Raw genomic sequence first — 20,301 nt, forward strand, 5'->3', positions numbered from 1 at the left:
CAAATTTGTCTCAGGATTTCTTACGGTTCAGTCGATTGCAGCAGTGACCCGTGGTCGCAGGGCATCGCAGGCTGGCCCCATTCGGCAGATCACACGCAGGCCCCTGCATGATCAGGCCGCAATCCCCGTCACCTGTTCCAGCGCAGTTTCCACCAGTCGGGTATCCGCCCCTGGACGACTTGCGCCCTCTGACAACACCCGCCGCCAGTTGCGCGCACCGGGCCGTCCCGCGAACAGCCCCAGCATATGCCGGGTGATCTGATGCAACCGGGCCCCCTGTACCATCTGATCGTCGATATACCCCAGCATCTGCCCCACAACGGCCACCGGATCTGTAGCACTGCCGGTGCCAAAAATCAGCGGATCCGCCTGTGACAGGATATCGCTGGGCTGGTGATAGGCGGCGCGGCCAATCATGACACCATCAAGGCCCCGCTCCAGATGCGGCAACGCCTCATCCAGACTGGCCACCCCGCCGTTGAGAGAGATATGCAGCTGCGGGAACTCCGCCTTCATCTGATGCACGATATCATAGTCCAGTGGCGGAATATCGCGGTTTTCTTTGGGGCTGAGCCCCTTCAGCCAGGCCTTGCGAGCATGGATGGTGACCCGCTCGCAACCTGCCGCCGCGATGGCGGAAATAAACCCCGGCAGCACCTCTTGCGGGTCCTGATCATCCACCCCAATGCGGCACTTCACGGTGACTTCGACATCAACCTTGGCCCGCATGGCCGCAACGCAATCGGCCACCAGATCCGGTGATTTCATCAGCACCGCGCCAAAGGCCCCCGACTGCACCCGGTCACTGGGGCAACCGCAGTTGAGGTTGATCTCATCATAGCCCGCCTCGGCGCCAAACCGTGCAGCCTGCGCCAGCTCAACCGGGTCCGATCCACCAAGCTGCAAAGCCACAGGATGCTCCTGCGGGGAATGGTCGAGTAAATGCATAGCCCCGCCCCGCACCAAGGCAGGCGATGTTACCATCTCAGTGTAAAGCAGCGCCTCTTTGCTCAGCAGCCGGTGCAGATAGCGGCAATGGCGATCGGTCCAATCCATCATGGGGGCAACGGACAGGCGGGCAGCCCGCCGTACGTCGGAAAACCCTGATTTTTCTTGGTTTTTTGGATTCGCCATTTTGCGCGGTTTCCCCGTTTCGGTCCGATTTAGCCTGTTTTGAGTGCAGGGCTACAGAATGTAGCACCGACGGCGCCGTGTAGCACTTTTTTCCGCCTGAGTTCCAGCACTCCAAATCATGCGCTGCCGAGCAACCACCCTATCCCATCGGTTTTCCCCCATTCAGCCCGATCGCCCCCGGTTTGGGATTCAAACCCAATCAAACCCGCTTCCGAAAAAACCGGAAGGATTGGCGCGCCGTGAACGCAAAGGCACGCAAAAGCGTTGCCGATTGCATAAACGATTACATCGACGCTTCCCCTGAAGGTTTTGGAAAATAAAAATCTCAAATGCTGAGCTATTTTCAACGACTGGATTTTGGCGCGTCTTTCATTGTGGTTCTGATGGCGTTGTTGCAGCACTCTGAGTGCTAAGGATTCACAACACGAATCCATGCGGCTAGACAGGGCAGATGAACATGCCCGCACTTGGCCGCTACCGTACGGCGCATTGGTCCAGCTAGAACGATGCGCTCAGAAAGCGCGGGTCGCTTCTGATCTGGTTGGACAACGAGATGATCTGGCTCGTGCCGCAGGATGGCAGCCCCGGCCGCCCTGCGGTCTTCTCGGATGCGGCGATCCAGTTTGCCTGTCGATCAAGGTTCTGTTCAAGCTGCCCCTCCGGCAGACCGTCGGGAGGGTCACCAGCCTTTTGCACCTGGCGGGTCTGGACTGGCCTGTTCCATATTTCTCTACGCTGGCCGTCCAGATCCCATATCGCCGCGCCGGTGGGCCGCTGAACCTGCTTGCCCCCTCTCGGGACATCACTGTGTGATGCCCTGCCGGGCAGTGGATGGCACTGGGATCAAGTTCCTTGGCGATGGTGAGTGGCAGGCCCGCAAGCACGGCGTTCAGGGGCGCGCCAATCACTGCCCGGTCTTACCGGACTTGTTGGGTCAGGTCCCCAAGGGCGAAGACATCGGCACCGTGATCGCCTCTCTCGGCGATGCTTAAAGGCATTCGGCGAGCGCAGTGCCGCAAGAGACCCCGACCGCCAAACCGGCGAAATCCACATCCGCATCGCACGCATCAACCGCTTCAACCCACGCGGCACCGCCGAGATCATCCGCGTCGCCTAAGTTCGGAGGGGAAAGCGGGAGACAGCCTCAACAGCCAGTTCTGCAAAAATGCCGCGCGCCGCCCCCACAATCAGAGGTGGCGCACAATCAAACTTGGCAACCAGAGACACCGCCCATGGTGCTGTTGCCGCAGCACATCGGTGAGATCACAGTTCACAGTTCGGTTGTTTTGGCTGCCATCAGATCAGCGGGCGGTGCTCGGGCTTTTCAATATCGACCAGCGCGAGATCGGCCAGCGCCTTTAGATCCATAATGGTCAGGACCCCGTTCTGCCATTCCGAGAGCCCCGCATCGCGCAACGCCTTCAGACGTTTGTTGGTGTGAACCAGCGAAAGACCCAATGCGTCAGCCAGATCCTGCTGTCGATAGGCAAGCGGCACGGTGTTGCCAACCTCCAGCCCAACTGCACGCAACCTTAGATAGATTCGCACCAATGCCCAAGCGATCCGCTGCGACGCGTCACGCTGGCCAAGTGACGCGATGGTTTCACCCAGGAAATGCTCCTCCACCGCGGAAATCCAAGTCAGGTCATACGCCCGCGCCGGGTTCTGTTCAAAAAGGCGAAATGTTTCAGACCGACGAAATACACACAGCGTCATACTGGTTGTGGCGTCAACCGAATGTTTCATTTCACCCATCAGACTGGCTTGCAAGCCTATGAAATCCCCTGGAAAAACAAAATTTATCACCTGTCTTCGTCCGTTTTCAAGGGTGGTATAGCGTGTCCCCATTCCCTTGAGCACAGTGTAGATCTGTGGGCTGTTTGATCCCTCCAGCAAAATGGTCGTGCCGGGATCCACCACCAGTTCGCCCGTTTTGAACCCTTGGGTGAACGTCAGTTCCTCTGCGGTCATCGCGTTGAATATCTCGCGGTTTCGCAAGGGGCAATTCTGGCAATCTGTGGTCGGCAATAGCTCATCCCCTGAACGATATGTCGTAGATTAATGCAAACTATCTCTATTCGGCGCAAAGTGCACGAAACAAAAGGCTGACACCACATGCAAGACGACCTGCCGGTCAACACCTCTGCGGCTGACCATCCCGTCTATATCATCGCGTCACGGGACTATCTGACCAGTTGCGATATCTCTGACACCGTATTTGATACCGATCCCGACGCGCAGGTGATCTGTCATCCTACAATCAAGTCGGCGCTGACGGATATCTGTCGCTATGGCACGCTGACCGCCGTCTTTGCCGAAGCCGGAAAAACGCTGGTCCACCAGATGCAGCTGGATAAGATCATTGCGGCACGCAGTGGTCAATTGGTGCTGCTGGGCGCAACGGCGGAGGCCGAGCTTGAGGCGGAGGAGATTGGAAAATACCCTTGGCCCGTGCTGTGCCGCCCGTTTTCAACCTCAATGATCAAAAGCTGGTTGCAGCCACGACAGACAGCCCCAGACGCAGCACTTGGGAACAATACCGGCGATCGCACGTTTATCTCTTGTCTGCGGGTCGTGGACTAACTTTTTGAAGGAGTGAGAATATGCTTGGTTGGGCAATTACGTTTCTGGTTGTAGCACTGGTTGCTGCATTGCTTGGATTTGGTGGGATCGCCGGGGCCTCAGCCGGGATAGCAAAGATCCTCTTCATTATTTTCCTGGTTCTATTTGTCATCGCCATGGTGATGCGTGCCCTGAAAGGCAAACCGCCGGTGTAATGTAAAACTGGTCCAGATCTGGTCCGCCAATGGCATATTGCGCTATGACCGGCATCGTGGATTATGATCGGATGGCGGATCTTTGGTCGCACCGATCAGGCTCGATCAGGGCTGATCAAAACTCTGCTATTGCCGCGGCAGGTGTTGGCGGATGCGGATGTCAGCCTGCTGCCAAATCTCGCCCAACCGGGCCAGATCCGGTACATCATCGGCTTCAGCATGTTCAATATCCAGCAGTATCGTTCGCAAATCGTGAAAGCCCAGAACTGCCGCTGAACCAGCAAGGCGATGCGCCTCTTCCCGCAGGGGCTGGGCCAATTCGCGGGCCTGGTCCAGACTGTCGATCAAACGCTGCATCTCGTCGCGATATAATTGTAAGAACGTCGCACCGCGTTCGGCACCAAGTGCATTGAAGAATTGCGCGATATCAGAGGCATCTTCGCCAGAGCCGTTGAATTGCGGACCGGTACTCTCGTTGGCCCCCGATTGGGCGGACGGTGTGGTGGATGTGACCGTTTCGATGGTCGTATACGGCGGCGCTGCGATGAGTGGCTGATCAACCTTTCGCGAATTGGCACGGCGCGTGATCACCTCTTGCAAGGTTGATTTCTTCACCGGCTTCGTCACCACCTCTGCCAGCCCCGCATCCAGAATTCTTGCGTGATCGCGACTGGCGACATGCGCAGTGAGTGCCACGATATCAATACCTTCAGCGAGTTTCTGTTGACGTATACGACGGGTGGCCTCCAGGCCGTCAACCTCTGGCATGCTGACATCCATGAAAATTAGATCGAACGCCCCCTGCCGCGCCGCTTCGACACCTTCTGCACCGCCCGATGCAAGGACCACCTCGTAACCGAGACTGGTCAGCACGCGTTCGACAAGGATCCGATTGACCTCATTGTCTTCCACAACCAGGATTCTGAATGCGGCTGTTTCGGACGGTGTCACGGGTTCTGGTCCGCCGGCGGCCGCCGCGAAGGGCGCAACGGGCTTTGGTGTATCGCTGATGTTGGGGGCACCCGAAGCTGTCCCCGACTGTTTCGCCGAATGTGACGCGGGCAGTGCCAGCGATATCGTGAACAAGCTCCCCTCTCCCAATTCGCTTTCACAGGTGATCTCGCCCCCCATCGACACCACAATGCGCCGTGTTATGGCAAGGCCCAGCCCGGTGCCTTCGCTGCGGCGCGCATAGCTGGCGTCAAGGCGGATAAAATCCTCAAAAATGCGCTCAAGATCTGTATCGGCGATGCCCGCGCCGGTGTCGGCGATGCTGAATTCGACGGTATCGCTGTCCCCCAGCCGTTGTACGTCAATTGAGACCGCCCCGTCGGAGGTGAACTGCAACGCGTTTTCAATCAGGTTGACCAAGACCTGTTGCAGCGCAACCGGCCGACCAAGCACGTCGTCCGACGGGCCAAGATTGCAATGCAGGCTGAGCTCGTTGCGCCCCCGGCGGGCGTCACCCTGATGTGAATCGACCAATTCCTGCGCAAGATCGGCAAGGTTGAAGATCCGTTGGTGCTCATGTTCGACACCAGTTTCCAGATGCGACAATTGCAGCACATCGTTAACGTGGTCCATCAGCCGGTCACCGGAATGACGCATCGCCTCCAGATAAGATTTTTGGATCGCTGTGATCGACGTGTCTTCCATCAGCTCAATCGCGCCCAGAATTCCGGTAAGCGGGGTGCGCATTTCATGGCTCATGACGGTGAGCAGATCTGCCTTTGCACGCTCTCCTGCCAAGGCTTCATCTCTGGCGTGCCGCAAGTCCTCTTCTGCGGCGATACGGTCAGAGATATCCCGCAAGTAGCTGACAAAGACGGTTTCCTCGGCCGAGTTGCTAGCCGTGATTGACAATTCCACCGGAAACACCTCACCGGATTTGCGCATCGCCTCTAGCTGGACACGCCCCTGGCCGATGACGCGTGCCTCGCCGCCAGAAAGATAGGATTGCATGCCCTGTTCATGGGCCACGCGCAGATGCTCGGGCACGATCAGCTCCGCCATTTCTGCACCCGTTGCTTCGGCACGAGAATAGCCAAAAATAGCCTCTGCCGCGCCATTGAATTCCTGGATGCGCCCGTCGTCACCAACCACCAGAATGGCGTCCAACGACGAGGTGATCATCGCGCGCATTCGGCTGACAGCAAACCGGGTGCGTTCCGCCAGCCGCTTTCCGCGTTGGTAGAGCCGCCCCATCATTAGCGCCGTCAACCCCAATGCCACACATAGCGCAAGAACCACCCAGGCAAGACGCGACAGGATCGCAAAGAGGTTGAGGCGCTTTTCCTCTGTGGTGCGCGCATGTTCGCTCAATCCCGATAGGGCAAGCTTGCGCAGATCGCCCCGGTTTTCCGTCAGAATCTCCGTCACCCTGGGAAGGCCGAACATCAACGCTTCTTCGGGGCCATCAATATATGTGATCAGTGTCTCGATCCGCCCGATGACGCGCTGTAGACTATCGGCATTCTCGGCGACATCGCGCACAGGTTTGAATGTCCGGCTTTCGCGAATGGTGGCGATACGGCTGTAGAGAATATCAAATTTACGACGAATCTGCGATAGATCCTCGTCACTGCGCGCAGAAAGCACCGCGTTTTCCAGTTTCAGATGCTCAATCTCGGCCTGTGACAATGTCCATTGCAAGCTGTCAGTGGCAGCAGTCGACAGCCCATCCAGTCGCAAAAGCACCTCACGCCCCAGCCGAACGGATTGCACCGCGAGTAAGGCGAGAACCAAACCCACGGTGATAAGAACGCTGCGCGACAGCAGGGGATTTTCCCGTAACCGCACCTAATACATGCTCTGTGCTATGCGGATCATTGGCCTACAGTGATCTCCTCAAGCTGCCAGATGCTGCGGGAATAGACAGCTTCGGTACGATATGTCGGATCGCTGTCGTAGGGATAGACAATCCACAAAGGGCCCTTGTCGCGCACTGACATTGATGACCCATTTCGTTCATAGGCCACCATCGGTCCACCGCTGATCGCATCGGCGACTGGGATTTCAACGGCATAGTCATTGATGGCGCGCGCCACGACAATCCCGTTCTGCGCGTCTGTGACCCCGACATGGGCCAGAAGAGCCGCGAGGCTGACGCCGGTGAATTCCTGTTCACCAGAGGTCCATATAGTCCGAGTATCAAATTGCGCGACCGGCAATGTGCGCAGATCCTCAATCGAAAATTCATGACGCAGCGCACCGTCGTCGCCGGGTGATGTAACCGCCACCGTCAAAACTGCCTCGTCCGACTGCGCAGCCAGCGCGACAGTGGGCGCAACACCGCAAAGCAACGTGACGGCTGCAACCAGTGCAACGATATGGAGATACCAGTGTCTCATAATTTGTATCCTTTTGCCCGTGCCATGCGGTAAGTCAGGTTCCTGATCTTGCCGCGATGCACATCCTTTAATCTGACCTAAGCCTGTCATAAATGTCTGCATCGGGCATCTGTTCCTGCGGATAGACTGCTATTCTTTGGTATAGGAATCGTAACCAGACCCGGATTTTTTTGACAACCAATGTCGATTTAACGTGCCCGCCACGCACTGCACCGACAAAATGGCGAACAGATATTTGTACATTTAGCCCAGAGACCCGCTGACCTCACGATGTTGAGAATTCGTAAACAAATTTAAGCCTATACTGCAGGCTAAAGCCGGTACTTAGCAGGAGGATACATGCGTATTCTATTGGCAGACGATCATGACATGGTACGCGAAACGATCTCGGCCTATCTGAAATCAGAAGGCGGGGCAGCCGTCACATCTACGATTGATTTGCCCGGCGCCTTGAGCGAGATCGAAGAGAACGGCCCATATGATCTGGTCCTTCTTGACTACAACATGCCCGGAATGCAGGGGCTGGACGGGCTTGGCTCCGCGCTGAAGGCCAATGGTGGCAAGGGCGTTGCGATCATCTCAGGAAGCGCGCCCAACCGTACGGCCCAGGACGCGCTGGATGCCGGGGCCATTGGTTTCATCCCGAAAACCATGGGCGCCCAGTCGCTGTTGAATGCCGTGCGGTTCATGAGCGCGGGTGAAATCTATGTCCCGGTTGAGCTGATGCGCAAGGAGGCAGAGACACCTGCCCACCCGCTTGCCGACAAGCTGAGCCCCCGCGAAATAGAGGTTTTGGAGGGTCTGTGTCGTGGCCAGTCGAACAAGGAGATTGCGCGCGAGCTGGGATTGCAAGAGGTGACCATTAAGCTGCATGTGCGAACACTTTGTCGCAAACTGGAGGCCAAGAACCGTACGCAGGCCGCGCTGACGGCGAAAGAGGCAGGCCTGTTTTAGCAGCTGCGTGGAATTCTCCGACCACTCAAAAAAATCGCGCGCCCAAGCATTGTTGAGCGCGCGTTTTGTTTGCCGGGTGCTGGTCTGGATGACAGCTCCGGTTTTGGGCGGCGTGGTACACTGCATTCCCTGTGCGCAGGGGTCTTAAGTGCCGCCCTGCGGGTTGGCACCCGGCCTGCCTCATGGTGTCCCGTGTCGACGTGACCAACTCCCGTCAAGTATCAGTCGCTCCATCAGACCGCGCTGGCGCACCCAATCATGGCATCACGGCCCAACGGATGACGTAGGCGACGCAGGCCAAGACCCCGACGCTGGCAATCCAAATCGCCGCAAACCACAGCAGCCTAGCGGCTGAGTTTTCCGCGCCCGGTGCAGGCAGCAGCGGTATCTGGCTGTCTGGGGGTGTCTTCTCGGGCTTTCCCTGCATCAGTGGTAGCCCTCCTCCGGGTTAATCTTGCCGCGAAACACCCAATAGGCATAAGCGGTATAGCCCAGGATAAGCGGCACCAGCACCGCTGCGCCGACCAGTGTGAACATCAGGCTTTCATCCGGCGCGGCAGCCTCGGCGATGGTCAGACCCGGTGGTACGATAAACGGGTAGAAACTGATACCAATCCCGATGAAGCTGAGGACAAACAGCCCAAGTGCTGCGAGGAATGGCTGCGCGTCTCGTGTTCCTTTCAGCCCCTGAAACAGCGCGTAGCTACACAGCGCAACCAGTCCTGGCACCAATAGGCTGAACAGGCTGCCGGGCAGGTTAAACCAGCGGCGGAAATACTCCGGGTCCTGAAACGGTGTCAGCAGGCTGACCAGCCCAATAGCGGCCAGCGTTCCTGCCCCAAGCCAGCGGGCGTAGCCGCGCATCTGGCATTGCAGCTCGCCTTCGGTCTTCATATTGAGCCAGGTCGCGCCCAGCAGCGCATAGCCGGTCAACACCGCCAGCCCGGTGAGAACCGAGAACAGCGTCAGCCAGTCCCACCAGCCACCTGCGTAGGCGCGGCCTTCAATCTCGACCCCCTGCACCAGCGCGCCCAGCGCGATGCCCTGCATGGTGGCGGCCACCACGGAACCGCCGAAGAACGCGCTGTCCCAGACGCCACGCCAGCGGGTGGTGCGCCAGCGGTATTCAAAGGCCACACCGCGAAACACCAGCGCCAGCAACATCAATGTGATGGGCATATAGAGCGCGGGCATAATCACCGCATAGGCCAACGGAAAGACCGCGAACAGCCCACCGCCGCCAAGGACCAGCCAAGTCTCATTGCCATCCCAGACCGGCGCAATTGAGTTCATCATGGTGGCACGGTCGCGCTCTGAGGTGGCGAAGGGGAACAGGATGCCGACGCCAAGGTCGAACCCGTCGAGGACAACATAGGTCAGCACCGCAAAGGCGATGATCCCGGCCCAGATGAAGGATAGATCAAACAACATAGTAAGGACCTCTGTCAGTTGCCTTGCGGGGTGGGATCATCGGTGATGTCTCGGTCGACCTGCTGCGCCGGGGTGATCCCCGCCGCCCGCACTGGCCCGTCACGCAGGCCAAGATTGCGGGTCGCCGGTGCCTTGTTCATCATGCGCAGGATGTAGAAGGTTCCAGCCCCGAAGATGAAGAAGTAGACAATCACAAACGCGGTGAGGGAGGCGGCAACCGCAGGTGCCGACACGGGCGCCAGACTGTCAGAGGTGCGCAGCAGACCATAGACCGTGAACGGCTGGCGCCCGACCTCTGTGGTGATCCAACCGGCCAGAACCGCAACGAACCCCATCGGCCCCATCACAATCGAGGCGCGGTGCAGCCAGCGACTGTCATGTAGCCGCCCGCGCAGACGCCACCAGAGCGACCAGAGCCCAAGACCCGCCATCGCAAAGCCAAGACCAACCATCACCCGAAAGCTCCAGAATACGATGGCCACAGGCGGCTCATCCGCGTCTGGGATGGTGTCCAGCCCGGCCAGCGGGGCATTCAGATCATGCTTCAGGATCAGGCTGGACAGTTTGGGGATCTGAATGGCGTAGTCGATGGACTTCGTCTCGGCATTGGGCAGGCCAAACAGGATCAGCGGGGCGCCCTCGGGATGGCTGTCATAGTGACCTTCCATCGCCATCACCTTGGCCGGTTGATGTTCCAGCGTGTTCAGCCCGTGCATATCGCCTGCGAAAATCTGCATGGGGGCAACCAGCACCAGCATCCACATCGCCATGGAGAATATCCGCCGCGCAGCTGCATCGGTTTTGTCGCGCAGCAAGTGCAATGCGCCGACACCCCCCACCACCAGCGCAGTGGTGAGGAAGGCCGCGAGCACCATATGCACCAGGCGATAAGGGAAAGAGGGATTAAAGACGATCTGCCACCAGTCCTCCGGGACAAACTGACCGACCTCGTTGATGCTGTAGCCAGCAGGCGTCTGCATCCAGCTGTTCACGCTCAGGATCCATGTGGCCGACATCAGCGTGCCAAAGGCGACCATGGCGGTGGCGAACATATGCAGCCTGTCCCCGACACGAGCGCGGCCAAACAGCATGATACCGAGAAACCCGGCCTCAAGGAAAAACGCAGACAGCACCTCATAGGCCATCAACGGACCCAGCACCGGGCCGGTCTTATCCGAGAACACCGACCAATTGGTGCCAAACTGGTAGGACATCACGATGCCGGAGACGACCCCCATGCCAAAAGCGACCGCGAAGATCTTTTTCCAGTACTCAAACAAGGTGTAGTAAGTTTCATCCCCGGTGCGCAGCCATTGTGCATTCAGCACCGCCAGATAGCTGGCCAAGCCGATGGAAAATGCCGGGAAGATGATGTGAAACGAGACGGTGAACGCAAATTGCATTCGTGCCAATGTCTCGGCTGTCTGCCCATCGAACATGTCTGGTCTCTTTCTTTGAATCCCGTGCCGTCCTTGTCGGGTGAACCTGCATCCAGCAGTGACGCGGCACCTTGTGTGAGACAAAGCTAATACTGGGCGACAGAATTGCAGGTGGCAGAAAGCCGCAGCGCGGCGACAGGTCTCAGGTTTCCTGACCAGCATTGCAAACTGAAGGCACCAGAAAAAGCCACTGCATCCCTCGTTCCGGGGCCTTGGCCCTTGTTCGACGACGTCGATCAGCGGTGAAGGTGGCAGAATGGCGCAGGTGAAAACAAAGACCCGGTTTGACCCCAACCGTTAGCTTCGGCGGTGCATATGGACGAACGCCTGCTTTCCACCACTAGGTATCAGTGAACACTACCGTCATTACTGCGGCTCTGGTGATCGGAACATTGACCCGCAGCGGCTGCGACTGGCAGCCATCAATAGCGCAAACATCAGCCGGCGTTGATCAATAGCGGGCGGTGCGCGCCCATGACCGCGATCTGTCTGTGCCAACTGTCCACCCCGGGTTTGGCGACGGATGCGGTCTGCTAAAAACAACCCAAGGCCGCTGCGCTTTGCGGCCCTGGTTTTCAATGTCGATACAACGGGATATCACGCAACCCCCTGCAGGTTGACACGCGCCCTCTTGATCGCAGTATTCCGGGTCGGGGCGACCTCGATCAGTCGCAGCGGACGGATGCCGATATTGTCGATCTGCTGAATTTCGCCGCCGCTGGTGAGGCTTTGATCGCGCCAGACCATCCGCACCCGCTCATCCGATGAAATCATTGCAGAGCCTTCGACCACCCGCCAATGGGTGCCAAGGGTCGCAACCGATAGCGGCAGGCTCTGCCCCGGCAGCACGGTCAGATGTTTGACGATGCTACGGGTTCCCATATCGAGGACCTCACTGCGGCCCCAGCTCTCGGTCGTGGTCTGACCTGCGCTGGTCGTGCGCGCCTCGCTAAGCTGATCGGCATACCAGGTCGCCAAAGTGTCGGCGTCATTGCCTTCTACACTAACCTGCGCCGTCTCCGCCATGTGTTCGGCCATAGCCTTGCGGCTGTGTGGCAGGGTTTTGCACCAGGCCGCCTCGCCAGAGACGCTACGGGTCAGCCAAGCATCCCATTCCGCATCGCTTGCCGCCTCGGTCTCGACCTGCCATGCATCCGCTTCATTCCAACCTGCATCCAGTTCCACCACCGACAGCTGTGCATACTGGCGCAGGATCGCGGTTTCAAAAGAGCTGCCACGGGCGCGGCGATAGCTTTCGGCGTCCAGTGCAAGGATGCCGTCGATCTGAAGCCCCCGTGCAACAGCGGTTTTACTAGGCATCAGGATCCGGGCGGCGTGTTTTTTGTAAGCGGTCAGCAAGGTGTCGATGCGCGCCAGATAGATGCCGGTGCTCCAGAGTTTGGCGGCAGGCTGCTCGCGCCAGCCATCAAAGGCCGGGTTGCGCTGATCCAGAAAGTTGCTCACCGGGGTGACGCCATCGGCATTAACGCTGCGGGCACATTCAATGTAGCCATGGCTACGGCAAGCCCGGTCTGTCTGCACGCCCAGCATCACGATATCGCCCTGCTGTGCCGCATGGACCCCCTGCGCCAAAGCATCCTGGAGCTGGTCAGCGTCATCAAAATCCTGATCTGCGGGCAGGATCAACACGAGGCTGTCTGCCGAGGCCCGCAGGCTGTGAAGGGCTGCGATAGTGGCGGCAGCGGTTTTGGTTGCGCCCGGCTCCAGCAGCAACAGACCTGCAAGGCCCATCGCTTCCATCTGGGTGCCCGCGACTTCGGCAAAAGCGCCACAGGTCACGACGGTCGGCGCCTGGAATTCCGGCGCGGCGATGGCCGACAACAGCATCTGGAAGCGGCTCTGGACACCGACAGCATCTTCAAAGTGCATCGGCACCATCTCCGCGCTGCTTGCGGTATCGGTGTCGGTGGCTCCGGCGAGAACGATGGGATAAATCATGCTGCAGTCCTTTCGGCGTATCGGGTTGCGTCGTGTTGATCTCACATTAGGGAATTCAGCGATCACAATCTTCTATCCAGTGGGTGTTTCCGCCCGCAAAAAAGGATAGCGGTCCTGCATCTTTAGCGAGAGAAACGCCTTCAATTCACCATAGAAGTGTTTCAAATTTCCTTAAAATTACGGCGTGACAGTCACAGGTCCCGCAGATATGTTCCCGGTATGTCCACACCCGTCTCTTCGATCCGCAATCTTGGCCCCGCCTTTGAGACGGCCTGCACCCGTGCCGGCATCCCCTCGGCAGAGGCCTTGCGTGCGCTGGGAGCCGATGCCGCCTATGCGCGCCTGATGGAGGCAGGAACCAAGCCACATTTCATCGGATATTACGTTCTGGTGATGGCGCTTCAGGGACGGCCATGGAACGATTGCAAGGGTGAAGAGAAGGCCGCGCTGCGCAGATCCTTTGATGCGCTAAAGGCACAGTGTTTCGATACAGACCGGTCCGCATTTGAACGCCAGTTGAACGAAATCGGAGTGATCCCGCGGCGCTAGCTGCCCCAGGTATCCAACCTCGCGATGGAACCATACCTACGTCAATGCGTTGATAAGGTAAGTTCAACAGCATTTACTGGGAGATCTCTTATGGACCTTATCCGCATCATCGTCGCCGTTCTTCTGCCGCCCTTGGGTGTTTTTCTTCAAGTTGGTTTGGGCAAACATTTCTGGCTGAACATCCTGCTGACTATCCTGGGTTACATCCCCGGCATCGTTCACGCCGTCTGGGTCATCGCACGGGAGCCGCAGCATGCCTGAGGGATTGACCCGTCACGAAAGCAGGCTGCAGTCCCTTGAGCAGCTGGCGCATGGTATGGACAAGGCGTTCCGTTTGCCCGTTCTGGGCACGCGGGTCGGCTGGGACAGTATTCTGGGCCTGGTGCCGGGTGTCGGCGATGCGCTGGCCCTTGCCCCAGCAGGTTACATAATACTGTCAGGCTACCGCATGGGGGCTTCTGCCGGGACGTTGGCGCGGATGGTCGGCAATGTCGGAGTGGATACGCTGATCGGCACCGTGCCGCTGATTGGTGATCTCTTTGATATCGGTTGGAAAGCCAATGTCCGCAATGTCGCCGTCCTGAGGCGTCACCTCGAAAAAAAGGCCATGGCGGGCGAGCCTTTGGCGAAACGGCTGGCCCGCAGAGGTTTTGATCACGTTAAGGCACCGCTGCCACAAACATTGAGAGCGGCAGACAAGGTGCCGCACCGGTTGTCGGCCAGACGGCGAAGACCCGTGCGGGTCGGCAACAGCCCGCATCTGCAAGTGCAGTGATCCACACATGACGCGTGTTTTGCGCCGTGTACAAGCAATACGTGCTACAACAGACCATGAAAAAGGCCGCCCCGGTTGATCCGGCGCGGCCTTCTTGATTCAGATCGAGTAACGATGCTGCGGTTTAGCCGACCAGTTCGAGACCCGAGAAGAAATATGCGATTTCAACTGCTGCGGTTTCCGGCGCGTCGGAACCATGGACAGAGTTTTCGCCAACGGATTCGGCGAACTCAGCACGGATGGTGCCCGCAGCTGCGTCGGCCGGGTTGGTGGCGCCCATGACTTCGCGGTTTTTCGCGATGGCGTTTTCGCCTTCCAGAACCTGAGCAACGATCGGCGCGGATGCCATGAATTCGCAGAGTTCGTCGTAGAACGGACGCTCGGCGTGTACGGCGTAGAACTCACCCGCTTGTGCTTTGGTCAGGTGGATGCGCTTTTGTGCGACGACGCGCAGACCTGCGTCTTCGAACTTGGCATTGATCTTGCCGGTCAGGTTGCGACGGGTTGCATCGGGTTTGATGATCGAAAAGGTACGTTCCAGAGCCATTAGGCATACTCCTGCATATTGGGCCGCGGAAAGGACCTCCCGGGGCCGGAAACTTCGCGCGCCGCCTAACATGGCTCGCGCGCCTTGGGAAGGGGGTTGTTCACTCACCTGTCGTATCTGGGCCGCGCTCGCGAACCCAGATCACGTTTAATGTGTCCAATCCCGGCCAAGATGTCGCTCTTCGCGCGTTCTGGCTGCCGTGGCCGATTGACAGCACCCGGTGGCTGGGCCACACCGCTGGCATGTTACGTATCAGCGATATTTCCTACGCGGTCGAAGGCCGCCTGTTGTTCGATGGCGCCAGCGCCACGATCCCCACTGGCCATAAGGTTGGTTTGGTCGGCCGCAATGGCACCGGCAAAACCACGCTGTTCCGGCTGATCCGCAATGAGCTGTCGCTGGAATCCGGGGTGATCTCGTTGCCAAGCCGCTCGCGTATTGGTGGCATTGCACAGGAAGCGCCGTCTTCCAACGTATCGCTGATTGATACGGTGCTGGCGGCAGACACTGAACGCGCCGAATTGATGGCCGAGTCCGAGACCGCGCAGGATCCTGGCCGGATTGCCGAAATTCAGACCCGTCTGTCAGATATCGACGCCTGGTCAGCCGAGGCGCGCGCCGCCGCGATCCTCAAGGGGCTTGGGTTTGACTATGCGGCCCAGCAACGCCCCTGTTCCGATTATTCGGGTGGTTGGCGGATGCGTGTGGCGCTGGCAGCGGTGCTGTTCTCGCAACCGGATCTGTTGCTGCTTGATGAACCGACCAACTATCTGGACCTTGAGGGCGCGCTGTGGCTGGAGGCCTATCTGGTCAAATACCCGCACACGGTGATCATCATCAGCCACGACCGCGAGTTGCTGAACCGGTCGGTCAATGGCATTCTGCATCTGGAAGAGCTGGGGCTGACCTATTATTCCGGCAACTACGACCAATTCGCCCGTCAGCGCGCTGCCAATCGCGCCAATCAGGCGGCCCAGGCCAAGAAACAGGATGCTCGGCGCGCCCATTTGCAGGCCTTTGTCGACCGGTTCAAAGCCAAGGCGAGCAAGGCCAAACAGGCCCAGAGCCGCGTTAAGATGCTGGAGAAGATGGAAACCATCCGTGCGCCCGAAGATGCAGCGCGCACGGTCTTTACCTTCCCCGAACCGGAAGAGCTGTCACCGCCCATCATCGCAACCGAGGGTGCCTCGGTTGGGTATGACGGCAATGCGATCCTGAGCCGCCTGGATCTGCGGATTGATCAGGATGACCGTATTGCCCTACTGGGCAAGAACGGCGAGGGCAAATCCACCCTGTCCAAGATGCTGTCGGGCCGGTTGGATGTGATGACGGGCAAAATGACCCAGTCCAGCAAGCTGCGCATCGGTTTCTTTGCCCAGCACCAGGTGGATGAGCTGCATATTGACGAAACCCCGTTGCAGCATCTGCAACGCGAGCGCCCCAATGAGGGACAGGCCCGTCTGCGCGCCCGGTTGGCGGGCTTTGGCCTTGGGTCAGATCAGGCGGATACCGAGGTGGGGCGGCTGTCCGGTGGGCAAAAGGCGCGTCTGTCGCTGCTACTGGCCACCCTGCCCGCGCCGCATCTGTTGATCCTCGATGAGCCGACCAACCACCTGGACATCGAAAGCCGCGAGGCGCTGGTGGAAGCACTGACTGCCTATTCCGGCGCGGTCATTCTGGTCAGCCACGATATGCACCTTCTGAGCCTGGTGGCGGACCGGTTGTGGCTGGTCTCCGGCGGTACGGTGAAACCCTATGAGGGCGATCTGCCCTCCTATCGTGATCTGCTGCTGACACGCGACAAACCGGCGGGCAAATCCAAGACCAAAGCCGAAAAGCCCAAACGCCCGTCTCGCGATGCCATTCAGGCGCTGCGCGCAGAGGTGCGTAAAGGTGAGGCGCGGTTGGGCAAAGTCAGCGAAATGCGTGACAAACTGGCCAAAAAACTTGCCGATCCGGCCCTCTATGACGAAGAGCGCAAGGATGAGGCCGTGGTTTGGCAACGCAAATACGCCGAAGTGATGGAAGCGCAGGACCGGGCAGAGGATCTGTGGCTGAAGGCGGTGGAGAAGCTTGAGAAAGCGGAAGCCCTGTGATGGACACCGCCTTTCTGATCACCTCCTTTGTCACGCTGTTTGTGATCGTGGATCCGATTGGCCTGACGCCGATCTTTCTGGCGCTGACGCAAGGCATGACACCGGCGCAGCGCCGGGCAATTGCCCTACGCTCGACCGTGACTGCCGCCGTATTGCTGGCGGTCTTCGCCGCTTTTGGTGAGGCGGTGCTGGGATTTGCCGGGATCTCCATGGCCGCTTTTCGCATTGCCGGAGGCGTGTTGCTGTTCCTGACCGCCCTCGACATGCTGTTTGAACGCCGCAACAAGCGGCGCGAGGACCGCAGCGAGGAAGATGATTTTGACGATCCTTCTGTCTTCCCGCTGGCGATCCCGTTGATTGCCGGCCCCGGCTCCATCGCGACGGTGATCCTGCTGACCGGGCAGCAGCCGGGTTTTGCCGGGTTTGCCATGGTGATGGGCGTGGTCTTTGCTGTCTTGGGTATCCTGCTGATCATGTGCCTGTTCTCCGGCCTGTTTGAGCGGCTGCTTGGCAAAACAGGTATCACCGTGGTGACCCGCCTCTTGGGGATGCTGCTGGCGGCGCTGTCGGTGCAGTTTGTTCTGGACGGTCTGCGCGCCTTTGGCTTTGCCGGGGGATAACCCCTCGTAACAGGTGATTTCCTTCCCATATTAGGCAGTGAAGCCCAAATAGCGTAGGAGAAGCAAGTTGGACGGCATTGAAACCCCACGGCTGATTTATCTGATGCTGCTGCTGGTTGCGGTTGGCTTCTGGGTGTTCGTGCAGAACCGGCAGGGGCTGGGCAAGACTGTGCAACAGCTGGCGATCTGGGCGTTCATCTTTCTTGGGGTGATTGCTGGCTACGGCCTTTGGGACGATATCCGCAGTACGGTTCAGCCGCAGCAGGTGGTGATGCGCGACGAGGGTCGCGTCGATGTGCCCCGCGCACGCGACGGACATTATTACCTAACCGTGGATGTGAATGACGTGCCGGTACAGTTCCTGGTCGATACCGGCGCCAGCGCCGTGGTGCTGAACGAGGAAGACGCCCGACGGGTTGGCCTGAACCCCGATGATCTGGCCTATCTGGGACGCGCACGTACCGCCAATGGCGAGGTGCGCACCGCCTTGGCCAAGGTGGACAGTATGTCACTGGGCGGCATCACAGACCGCAATATCAGCTTGTCGGTGAACGAGGGACAGATGGATCAATCGCTGCTGGGGATGGATTATCTGCAACGCTGGTCCAGCATCGAGATCCGCAACGGATCACTGATCCTGACCCGCTGAGGCCAGCGCCGCCCCCCCTACGCGGGTTGGTGCCTTAGGCGGTTTTCTCGGCCTTTTTTTCCCAGCGCCCGCTCTCTTCGGACCAATATTGCGCTGAGCACCCCGCATCAGTGAGGGATTTCCATTGCACGCGTGCGCGGGCCACCGCGTCCGGGCTGGTGCCGTCAAACAGGATGCAGACACGCTCCAGCGCCGTCACCTCTTCCGCCGTGACCTCCGCGCCATCCACCGTCATCAGGCAGCTGGTGCCGGTCACCGGCGTGGTCTCATGGCTGAGCAGGACAGGCTGAAGCGCGTCATGGGGGCCGCCAACCAGACCATGGGGAAGAAACTGATCCTCCGCCCCCAGCCACAAGCGTTCGTCCAGACGTGCGATCCGCTGCTGGTCCTGCGCGCGCACAACAATGCGCCACCCGGCGCCAAGCGCCTTGTCGAGGAGGACCGGCAGCGTCTCTTCTAGCGAACGCCGGGTCAGGTGATAGAAATAGGCCGCCCCCATGGTCTGTGTCTCAGCCTGCCTCAGTCCGCTTCAAACATGTTCTGCACCAGGCGGCTCAGCGCCATGACGCCCCAGCCGGTGGCGCCTTTGGGCGCATAATCAGTATCAGTTTTGACGGACGCCACACCGGCGATATCAAGATGGATCCATGGGGTGTCGTCCTGAACAAAGCGCTGCAGGAACTGGGCTGCGGTAATGGACCCAGCGGCGCGGCCACCGATGTTCTTCATATCCGCAATGCGCGATTTCAGAAGATCATCATACGCCTTGCCCAAGGGCAGACGCCACGCGCCCTCACCCTCGGCATCGGCAGCCTTGAGGAAGGCATTGCAGAGCGCATCGTCGTTGGAGAACACACCGGCATTCTCATGGCCAAGGCCGATGATAATCGCGCCGGTCAATGTGGCAAGATCAATCATGCCAACCGGTTTGAACCGCTCTTGCGCATACCACATCACATCACACAGCACCAAACGCCCCTCGGCGTCGGTATTGATCACCTCTACAGTGTCACCCTTCATGGATCTGATGACATCGCCGGGACGGGTGGCATTGCCCGACGGCATATTTTCCACCAACCCAACCAGGCCCACGACATTGGCTTTGGCCTTGCGCAGGGCGAGCGCGCGCATGGTGCCGGCCACAACACCTGCGCCACCCATGTCCATGGTCATGTCTTCCATGCCCGCACCCGGCTTTAGCGAGATACCCCCGGTGTCAAAAACCACGCCTTTGCCGACCAGTGCAAGTGGGGCGTCCCCGTCTTCGCCGCCGTTCCAATGCATCACCACAACTTTGGACGGGCTGGCAGAACCTTGGCCAACACAGAGCAGCGTCCGCATGCCCAGCTCTTCCAGCTGGTCCTCTTCCAGCACCTCAACCTTGAGCCCGAGGCTCTCCATCTCGGCCAGACGGTTGGCAAATTCGGTGGTGGTCAACACATTTGCAGGCTCATTGACCAGATCACGGGTCATATGCACGCCCTCGGCCACCGCAGCCAGTGGGGCATAGACCGCTTCGATATCGGCAGAGGATTTATGCGCGATCACCACTTCGGCCTCAGACGCAGATTTGTCGCCGGTTTTATGATCGTCAAAGCGATAGTCCCGCAGCGCCATCCCCAGTGCCAGATCCGCCGCGCGGGGCATGGAACCAGCCATCACGGTGATGGTCTTGCCATCGCCGCGTGCAGCCAGTTTTGCCCCTGCCTTGCGTGCGTCTACGGCACTGATCTTGCGCGGGGTGACCAGAATATCCAGCGCCTCAGCCTTCATGCCGGCAGGCCAGGCCAGTGAGATCACATCGCCCGCCTTGGTCTTTTCAAAGCTCTTCGCCTCGACCAAACGCGCCAGCGCGCCTTTGGTCAGCCGGTTTGCGGTGCGTGCAGCCTGCCCCAATGTCCCTTCGGGGGTGATCTGTACCACCACGCGACCCTCAATGTCGGAGAGGGTCTTGGGATCAAAGTCAACAAAACGTGTCGGGGTCAGCGGGCGCATATGTGGGGCTCCTGTCAGGGTCAAAT

At 59.1% G+C, this 20,301-nt stretch carries 19 protein-coding genes and 1 pseudogene; 10 read left to right on the plus strand and 10 right to left on the minus strand.

What is annotated here, in order from left to right; genetic code table 11:
- Nucleotides 1-111 precede the first annotated feature (111 nt).
- On the minus strand, nt 112-1,134 hold the full coding sequence (gene dusA / locus PhaeoP97_RS09655; protein ID WP_072504888.1) for a tRNA dihydrouridine(20/20a) synthase DusA: 1,023 nt from the start codon (nt 1,132-1,134) through the stop codon (nt 112-114).
- A 451-nt stretch (nt 1,135-1,585) separates the two neighbouring features.
- On the opposite strand from dusA, the pseudogene PhaeoP97_RS09660 reads away from it, so the two are divergent.
- Nucleotides 1,586-2,251, plus strand: a pseudogene (locus PhaeoP97_RS09660) (transposase).
- A 179-nt stretch (nt 2,252-2,430) separates the two neighbouring features.
- Here PhaeoP97_RS09660 and PhaeoP97_RS09665 read toward each other — a convergent pair.
- Nucleotides 2,431-3,162: a Crp/Fnr family transcriptional regulator gene (locus PhaeoP97_RS09665; protein WP_072504889.1), complete on the minus strand. Its 732-nt coding sequence runs from the start codon at nt 3,160-3,162 to the stop codon at nt 2,431-2,433.
- Nucleotides 3,163-3,249: 87 nt separating this feature from the next.
- On the opposite strand from PhaeoP97_RS09665, the gene PhaeoP97_RS09670 reads away from it, so the two are divergent.
- Nucleotides 3,250-3,717, plus strand: coding sequence for a hypothetical protein (locus PhaeoP97_RS09670; RefSeq protein ID WP_237028921.1), 468 nt, complete (start codon nt 3,250-3,252; stop codon nt 3,715-3,717).
- 20 nt (nt 3,718-3,737) lie between these two features.
- Entirely contained in the window at nt 3,738-3,911 is a 174-nt protein-coding gene (locus tag PhaeoP97_RS09675; RefSeq protein WP_072504890.1) for a DUF1328 domain-containing protein, read from the plus strand.
- Between the two features lie 126 nt (nt 3,912-4,037).
- Here PhaeoP97_RS09675 and PhaeoP97_RS09680 read toward each other — a convergent pair whose 3' ends face one another.
- Together PhaeoP97_RS09680 and PhaeoP97_RS09685 are read right to left on the minus strand one after the other, a co-directional pair.
- On the minus strand, nt 4,038-6,710 hold the full coding sequence (locus PhaeoP97_RS09680; protein ID WP_072504891.1) for a hybrid sensor histidine kinase/response regulator: 2,673 nt from the start codon (nt 6,708-6,710) through the stop codon (nt 4,038-4,040).
- A gap of 26 nt (nt 6,711-6,736) precedes the next feature.
- On the minus strand, nt 6,737-7,261 hold the full coding sequence (locus tag PhaeoP97_RS09685) for a putative pterin-binding protein (RefSeq protein WP_072504892.1): 525 nt from the start codon (nt 7,259-7,261) through the stop codon (nt 6,737-6,739).
- A 339-nt stretch (nt 7,262-7,600) separates the two neighbouring features.
- Between PhaeoP97_RS09685 and PhaeoP97_RS09690 the strand changes: the two genes are divergently transcribed.
- Complete coding sequence (locus tag PhaeoP97_RS09690) at nt 7,601-8,215, plus strand: response regulator transcription factor (RefSeq protein WP_072504893.1); 615 nt, start codon at nt 7,601-7,603, stop codon at nt 8,213-8,215.
- A gap of 426 nt (nt 8,216-8,641) precedes the next feature.
- Here PhaeoP97_RS09690 and cydB read toward each other — a convergent pair whose 3' ends face one another.
- From cydB to PhaeoP97_RS09710, 3 genes are all read right to left on the minus strand, one after another.
- Entirely contained in the window at nt 8,642-9,646 is a 1,005-nt protein-coding gene (gene cydB, locus PhaeoP97_RS09695; RefSeq protein WP_072504894.1) for a cytochrome d ubiquinol oxidase subunit II, read from the minus strand.
- 14 nt (nt 9,647-9,660) lie between these two features.
- Nucleotides 9,661-11,085, minus strand: a complete 1,425-nt coding sequence (locus PhaeoP97_RS09700) for a cytochrome ubiquinol oxidase subunit I (protein ID WP_072504895.1) — start codon at nt 11,083-11,085, stop codon at nt 9,661-9,663.
- Between the two features lie 597 nt (nt 11,086-11,682).
- Entirely contained in the window at nt 11,683-13,044 is a 1,362-nt protein-coding gene (locus PhaeoP97_RS09710) for a glycosyltransferase family protein (protein ID WP_072504897.1), read from the minus strand.
- Nucleotides 13,045-13,263: 219 nt separating this feature from the next.
- Between PhaeoP97_RS09710 and PhaeoP97_RS09715 the strand changes: the two genes are divergently transcribed.
- The 3 genes from PhaeoP97_RS09715 to PhaeoP97_RS09725 all read left to right on the plus strand — a co-directional run bounded on the left by PhaeoP97_RS09715 (nt 13,264) and on the right by PhaeoP97_RS09725 (nt 14,368).
- The gene (locus tag PhaeoP97_RS09715) at nt 13,264-13,593 is read left to right on the plus strand and encodes a TfoX/Sxy family protein (protein WP_072504898.1); all 330 of its coding nucleotides are present in this window, start codon (nt 13,264-13,266) and stop codon (nt 13,591-13,593) included.
- A gap of 90 nt (nt 13,594-13,683) precedes the next feature.
- Nucleotides 13,684-13,854, plus strand: coding sequence for a YqaE/Pmp3 family membrane protein (locus tag PhaeoP97_RS09720; RefSeq protein ID WP_072504899.1), 171 nt, complete (start codon nt 13,684-13,686; stop codon nt 13,852-13,854).
- On the plus strand, nt 13,847-14,368 hold the full coding sequence (locus PhaeoP97_RS09725; protein ID WP_072504900.1) for a DUF4112 domain-containing protein: 522 nt from the start codon (nt 13,847-13,849) through the stop codon (nt 14,366-14,368). Before PhaeoP97_RS09720 ends, PhaeoP97_RS09725 begins: the two co-directional genes overlap by 8 nt.
- Nucleotides 14,369-14,492: 124 nt before the next feature.
- Here PhaeoP97_RS09725 and ndk read toward each other — a convergent pair whose 3' ends face one another.
- Nucleotides 14,493-14,915 carry a nucleoside-diphosphate kinase gene (ndk, locus tag PhaeoP97_RS09730; protein WP_024096904.1) on the minus strand — a complete coding sequence of 141 codons (423 nt, stop codon included), beginning with the start codon at nt 14,913-14,915 and terminating at the stop codon, nt 14,493-14,495.
- Nucleotides 14,916-15,157: 242 nt separating this feature from the next.
- Here ndk and PhaeoP97_RS09735 point away from each other — a divergent pair, with 242 nt between their 5' ends.
- From PhaeoP97_RS09735 to PhaeoP97_RS09745, 3 genes are all read left to right on the plus strand, one after another.
- Entirely contained in the window at nt 15,158-17,011 is a 1,854-nt protein-coding gene (locus PhaeoP97_RS09735; RefSeq protein ID WP_072506397.1) for an ABC-F family ATP-binding cassette domain-containing protein, read from the plus strand.
- A complete protein-coding gene (locus PhaeoP97_RS09740; protein ID WP_014874962.1) occupies nt 17,011-17,631 on the plus strand; it encodes a MarC family protein in 621 nt (206 codons plus the stop codon). Before PhaeoP97_RS09735 ends, PhaeoP97_RS09740 begins: the two co-directional genes overlap by 1 nt.
- A gap of 67 nt (nt 17,632-17,698) precedes the next feature.
- On the plus strand, nt 17,699-18,280 hold the full coding sequence (locus PhaeoP97_RS09745) for a retropepsin-like aspartic protease family protein (protein ID WP_072504901.1): 582 nt from the start codon (nt 17,699-17,701) through the stop codon (nt 18,278-18,280).
- Between the two features lie 34 nt (nt 18,281-18,314).
- Here the strand turns inward: PhaeoP97_RS09745 and PhaeoP97_RS09750 are convergent, their stop codons facing one another.
- Together PhaeoP97_RS09750 and PhaeoP97_RS09755 are read right to left on the minus strand one after the other, a co-directional pair.
- Entirely contained in the window at nt 18,315-18,779 is a 465-nt protein-coding gene (locus PhaeoP97_RS09750; protein WP_072504902.1) for a DNA polymerase III subunit chi, read from the minus strand.
- A gap of 20 nt (nt 18,780-18,799) precedes the next feature.
- Nucleotides 18,800-20,275 carry a leucyl aminopeptidase gene (locus PhaeoP97_RS09755; RefSeq protein WP_072506398.1) on the minus strand — a complete coding sequence of 492 codons (1,476 nt, stop codon included), beginning with the start codon at nt 20,273-20,275 and terminating at the stop codon, nt 18,800-18,802.
- Nucleotides 20,276-20,301 lie beyond the last annotated feature (26 nt).

The sequence above is a fragment of the Phaeobacter porticola genome (genome assembly GCF_001888185.1).
Classification (GTDB): Bacteria; Pseudomonadota; Alphaproteobacteria; order Rhodobacterales; family Rhodobacteraceae; genus Phaeobacter; species Phaeobacter porticola.